This is a genomic window from Candidatus Aminicenantes bacterium (genome assembly GCA_011049425.1).
GTDB lineage: Bacteria > Acidobacteriota > Aminicenantia > UBA2199 > UBA2199 > UBA876.
In genome coordinates this window covers 1-5,072 of sequence record DSBM01000120.1, presented here as the reverse complement: position 1 = coordinate 5,072, position 5,072 = coordinate 1, and the positions used below count along the sequence as shown (strand labels likewise).

Sequence of the window (5,072 nt, the reverse complement as noted above, 5' to 3'; positions counted from 1 at the left end):
TGAATTTGTTTGGGATTTAGAATTTGGGGTTTCGGGTTTCATTCCCCAATGACGCTTGCGAAGCAAGCTGATGACACGAGCGTAGCGAGTAAATGACAAGCACTCCCGGTTACCCAATGACCAATTTGATTTCCCTCTCCAACTCTCCAACTCAGTCCCCGCCGCAAGGCGGGGACTGCCTTGACACCCCCGGCGATGTTGGCATAGAATGAGGCCGATGTGGTTCCATTCCATGTATCCCGTCATCCGCCCCGCTTTGGCAGGCATCGGCATAGCCGCGCTTTCCAGCATGTTGCTGTTCAACCTGGTGGCCTCGCCGGTGCGCGTGGAAGGCATCTCCATGGTTCCCTCACTGGCTCCCCACCAACGCCTGATTATCAGCCCCCTGCTTGCGCGGTGGGATTTGCGACGCTCGGACCTGGTTGTATTCAACCATCCGCATTGTCCCACCACCTACCTGGTCAAACGTGTAGCGGCCCTGCCGGGTGACCGCTTCTCCATCAGCAATCATGGAATTTTTGTCAACAAGAAACGGATCTCAACCTGGACGGCAGGATCCTGCACCCCGTTCATGAATATCACCATTCCGCGCCGGCATGTGTTTGTCCTGGGAGACAATCTGAACCACAGCCATGATTCGCGTACGTTCGGTCCCGTTCCCGTTACCCGCATCCTGGGAAAAGTCGTGCTCAGCTACTGGCCGTTTTCCCGCATCGGAATCCCCAGATGAATCGCAATGTCGCCTTTGTCATTGTTTCCAGTTTCGTGTGCGTCATCATGGTCGGCACCCTGCTGCTGCGCCTGCCCATATCCACGCATGCCCAGTCATTGCCCCTGGAAGACGCGCTCTTTACCGCCACATCCGCGGTCACGGTCACGGGACTCATCGTGCGGGACACGGCCAAAGACCTCACCCCTTTCGGACAAGCCGTAATCCTGCTGCTCATCCAGTTGGGTGGCCTGGGTTTCATGAGTTTCTCCACCCTCATCATCCTGCTGCTGGGACGCACCATCTCCTTTACGGACCAAACCCTGATTGTCTCTGATTTTACCACCGGATCCGCACGCAATATCCGCGGTATTGTCAAGCGCATTTTTCTTTTTACCCTGATTCTGGAAACCGTGGGCGCCGTGGTACTCTATTTCCAATTTCACCATCTGGACGGACCCCAACGCCTTTTCAGTTCGTTATTCCACGCGGTTTCCGCTTTCTGCAACGCCGGATTTTCCCTGTTCTCCAACAGCCTGGAGAACTTCACCGCCAATCCGGGGATCAATGTCACCTTCATGGTCCTCATCATCGCGGGCGGTATCGGCTTTATTGTCCTGAACGATATCTACGGCTGGATCCTGCGCCGGGACAGGGCGTCTTCGCGCATCAGCCTCCATTCCAAAGTGGCCCTTATCGTAAGCGCCGTTCTTATCCTGGCGGGTTTCCTGATTATCTGGCTGGAAGAGCTTCACCACCCGGAAAATCCGCTTTCAGCCGCATCCCGTCTGCTGTCTTCCCTGTTCCAGTCCGTTACCGCGCGTACGGCCGGGTTCAATACCATTAACCTGAACATCCTGTCGCCTGCGGCGCTTTTCATGATCATCATGCTCATGTTCATCGGCGCTTCACCCGGTTCCACCGGTGGCGGAGTCAAGACCACCAGCGTGGGCATGGTTTTCGCCTACATGCGTTCCCATATCCGCGGTCGCGACCGTGCCAGTCTGTATTATCGCAATATCCCCTTCAATAACATCGAGAAAGCCTTTATGGTGATCGTTTTGTCAATGGGCGTTGTGGGGATCGGTTTTCTCTTACTGGCCACGTTTCAGCCTGAAATCCCCTTTTTAAAGTTGTTGTTTGAAACGGTATCCGCGTTTGGAACCGTGGGATTGAGCATGGGGATTACCACCGATCTGACTCTGGCTTCCAAGATCGTTATCATGTTCACCATGTTCATCGGCCGGATCGGCCCCCTGACCCTGCTGATCGCTTTGAGCGGCACCCAACCCAAGGCGGTATTCCAATACCCGGAAGAAAACATCATGATCGGTTGATACAGGAGAGATTCTATGAAGAAATTCGCCATCATCGGCCTGAGCAGTTTCGGCATCAACCTCGCTCTCACACTGGCCAAACATTCCGATGTTGAAGTGATCGCCATCGACGAAGATGAACGCAAGGTCAACCAGATCAAGGACCTGGTCACCCGCCCCATCACCATGGACGGCACGAACCGGGAGAACCTGGAATCGATCGGCATCAAGGAAATGGATTGCGTGGTGGTCTCCATGGGGCCAAGCCTCGAACCCAGCATTATCGCCGTTCACCTGCTCAAGGAACTCGGCGCCCGCAAAATCATCGCCAAGGCGTTGTCGGAAGACCACGAAAAAATTCTCACCCTGGTGGGCGCCACCGAAGTTTCGTATCCGGAACGGGATGTGGCCCGCAAGATCGGCTCACGCCTGCGTTTTGACAACCTTTTGGACTACCTGCCCATTGAATCGGGTTTCATGATCCAGGAGATCGCCCCCCCGGACTCCTTTGTGGGCAAAACCCTGGCGGAAATCCACCTGCGCAAGAAGTACAACGTCACGGTGATCGCCATCAAGTCCCTGATTCCCGAGGAAACCCATATCAATCCCGGGGCTGATTTCGTGGTCAAGGAGAGCGATATCCTGCTGGTTTTCGGAACCGAGGGCGATATTTCAAAACTGCACAAACGCTTGAACAACTCCCGTTGATCCTATGGATTTGAAAAACCGCTCGTGACCCGCTAAAATCAGTCCAGGAGGAGGCATGGATATTTTTGCAGTGGCCCTGGAATTCGAAAAGGAAAGTGAACAATACTACCGCGATCTGGCCGAACGCTGTGACCAGCCCGGGCTGAAACAGATCCTGAACATGTTGGCGGACGACGAAGTCAAGCACTTTCACGTGGTCAGCGCCATGCGCGACGGCAGTCACCCGGAAATGCCGGAAACCGAGATACTGCCAAGAGCAAAGAACCGCTTCTCCGCCTTGAAAAACATCTCGGCTGATCTTTGCTACGATTCCGATGAAATCGAATTGTACCGCAAGGCGCTGGCCAAGGAAAACCAGGCGGAGCAATTCTACCGCGAACAGGCCGGCGCCGCCAATGACCCCGAAAACTCCGAACTGTTGCACCGCCTGGCGGATGAAGAACGCCGCCACCGCTTCCTGATCGAGAACATGATCGAATTTCTTCACCGCCCCCAAAGATGGGTGGAGGACGCCGAGTTCAATCACTTAGAAGAGTACTGAAAAAAAAGTTGAAAAGTTGGAAAGTTGGAGAGTTGAAGAGGGAAATCGATCTGGTTATTGGGTAACCGGGAGTGCTTGTCATTTACTCGCTGCGCTCGTATCATCAGCTTGCTTCGCAAGCGTCATTGGGGACTGAAATCCGAAATCCCAAATTCCAAATCCCAAACATATTCAAATTAGCAAAATCCAAATGATCCAAACAAAAAAAAGTCGACCCTCGGATGCGGTTTTTTACTTTCGACTTTCAACTGACTCCCTGCCCCCTGTCACCTGATACCTGTCACCTTTTTTCAACTTTTCAACTTTTCAACTTTATGTTTTTACCTGCTTTACCGCGTCGATGAGGGTACCATCCACCCATTTGATAACCGCGATGGTCTTGTCCAGCAGCTTCGGCTTGGCCGGGGGACCGCCGCAGACCCGCTCCGCCTCCTCCTTCAATTCCTGAATGGTACGCAGGGGCAGACCCGCACCCCGGACCGCGCTCAGCAGGTCGCTACGCCGGGGGTTGACGGCGATACCGCGCTCCGTTACCACCACGTCGATCAGTTCGCCGGGCCCGCAAAGTGTGGTCACCCGGTCCACCACCACGGGTATGCGATCGCGGAAAAGCGGGATAGGCAGAATAACCGTTTTTCCGAGCAGACAGTTCTGCCAACCGCCGATGCCGTGGAGCAGCTTGCCGTCTGAATGGGTCACTACGTTGGCGTTGAAATCCAGGTCCACCTCGGTGGCACCCAGGATCACGATATCCAGCATGGAAGCGAAATTTCCCTTGCCGTGAAAGTTGTAGGAGGTGAATGGACTGGTATCCTGGTGGGCCGGGTTTTCACGCATGGAGCGCACCCCCTCCAGGTCGAATGTCTGACCGTCCAAAAGGAAATCCACCAGTCCTTCCTCCAGCATTTCCGTCATATAGCGGGTGGAACCGCCGCGCATGAAACGGGCGTGAACGTTGTGTTCGCGCATGAAGTCCCGCAAAAAGATGGCAAAGGCCAGGCTGGTACCGCCGGCGCCGGCCTGGAAAGAAAAATTGTCTTTCACCAGCCCCGCCGCGGTGACAAACCGCAACGCCATCTCCGCAATATGCAGCCGGTCGGGGCTGCGGGTCAGCTGGGTGGTTCCGGAGATGATCTTTTGCGGATCACCGATGCTGTCCACTTCCACCACGAAGTCCACGTCGTTGCCCTGGATCTGCCAGGGAATACACGGGAATGGCTCCAGATGGTCCGTAACCACGATCACGCGATCGGCATAGCGTGAATCCGCCAGGGCGAACCCCAGCAAGCCGCAAGCCGCCGGGCCCCGCAACCCGTTGGCATTACCGAAAGCATCAGCCGTGGGCGCGGAAATCACGGCGATATCGATATGCACCTCGCCGTCCTGGATGGCTTGCCAGCGCCCGCCGTGAGAACGCAACACGGCCGTACCCCGCATTTTCCCCTGGGAACAATAGTCACCCAGGGGACCGTTCATGCTGCCCTCGATATGGTGGATCAAACCGGACTCCAGGTGACGGATATTCGGGGCGTGCACGGGAAAGGAGGCACTGGGGAACCAGCGCAGGTCCTTGACTCCCAGTTCAGCCGCGGCATCAAAGGCCATGTTGGCCACGTAGTCGCCGTTTCGCAGGTGGTGGTGGGTGGAGATGGTCATGCCGTCCCGGACACCGCAACGTTCCAGGGCGGTTTTGATATCCGCCACGCGCTTGTCGCCTGAATCAGGATAATCGGCGCACGTCCTGAGGGGGGGGGCGGCTTTGTTACCGGTGGGGCGGAATTTGCCTACACCCTGATAG

At 55.7% G+C, this 5,072-nt stretch carries 5 protein-coding genes; 4 read left to right on the top strand and 1 reads right to left on the bottom strand.

Annotation, left to right across the window (positions count from 1 at the left end; genetic code table 11):
* Positions 1 to 208 precede the first annotated feature (208 nt).
* The 4 genes from lepB to ENN40_08245 are packed head-to-tail and all read left to right on the top strand — an operon-like array spanning position 209 to position 3,274.
* A complete protein-coding gene (gene lepB, locus ENN40_08260; protein ID HDP95337.1) occupies positions 209 to 730 on the top strand; it encodes a signal peptidase I in 522 nt (173 codons plus the stop codon).
* Positions 727 to 2,046 carry a hypothetical protein gene (locus ENN40_08255; protein HDP95336.1) on the top strand — a complete coding sequence of 440 codons (1,320 nt, stop codon included), beginning with the start codon at positions 727 to 729 and terminating at the stop codon, positions 2,044 to 2,046. The genes lepB and ENN40_08255 overlap by 4 nt, the downstream gene beginning before the upstream one ends.
* Positions 2,047 to 2,061: 15 nt before the next feature.
* Positions 2,062 to 2,733, top strand: a complete 672-nt coding sequence (locus tag ENN40_08250; GenBank protein ID HDP95335.1) for a TrkA family potassium uptake protein — start codon at positions 2,062 to 2,064, stop codon at positions 2,731 to 2,733.
* A 55-nt stretch (positions 2,734 to 2,788) separates the two neighbouring features.
* Positions 2,789 to 3,274: a rubrerythrin gene (locus ENN40_08245; GenBank protein ID HDP95334.1), complete on the top strand. Its 486-nt coding sequence runs from the start codon at positions 2,789 to 2,791 to the stop codon at positions 3,272 to 3,274.
* Between the two features lie 312 nt (positions 3,275 to 3,586).
* Here the strand turns inward: ENN40_08245 and citF are convergent.
* Positions 3,587 to 5,072 (bottom strand): citrate lyase subunit alpha (citF, locus tag ENN40_08240; protein ID HDP95333.1); only part of this gene is annotated, 1,486 nt, incomplete at its 5' end.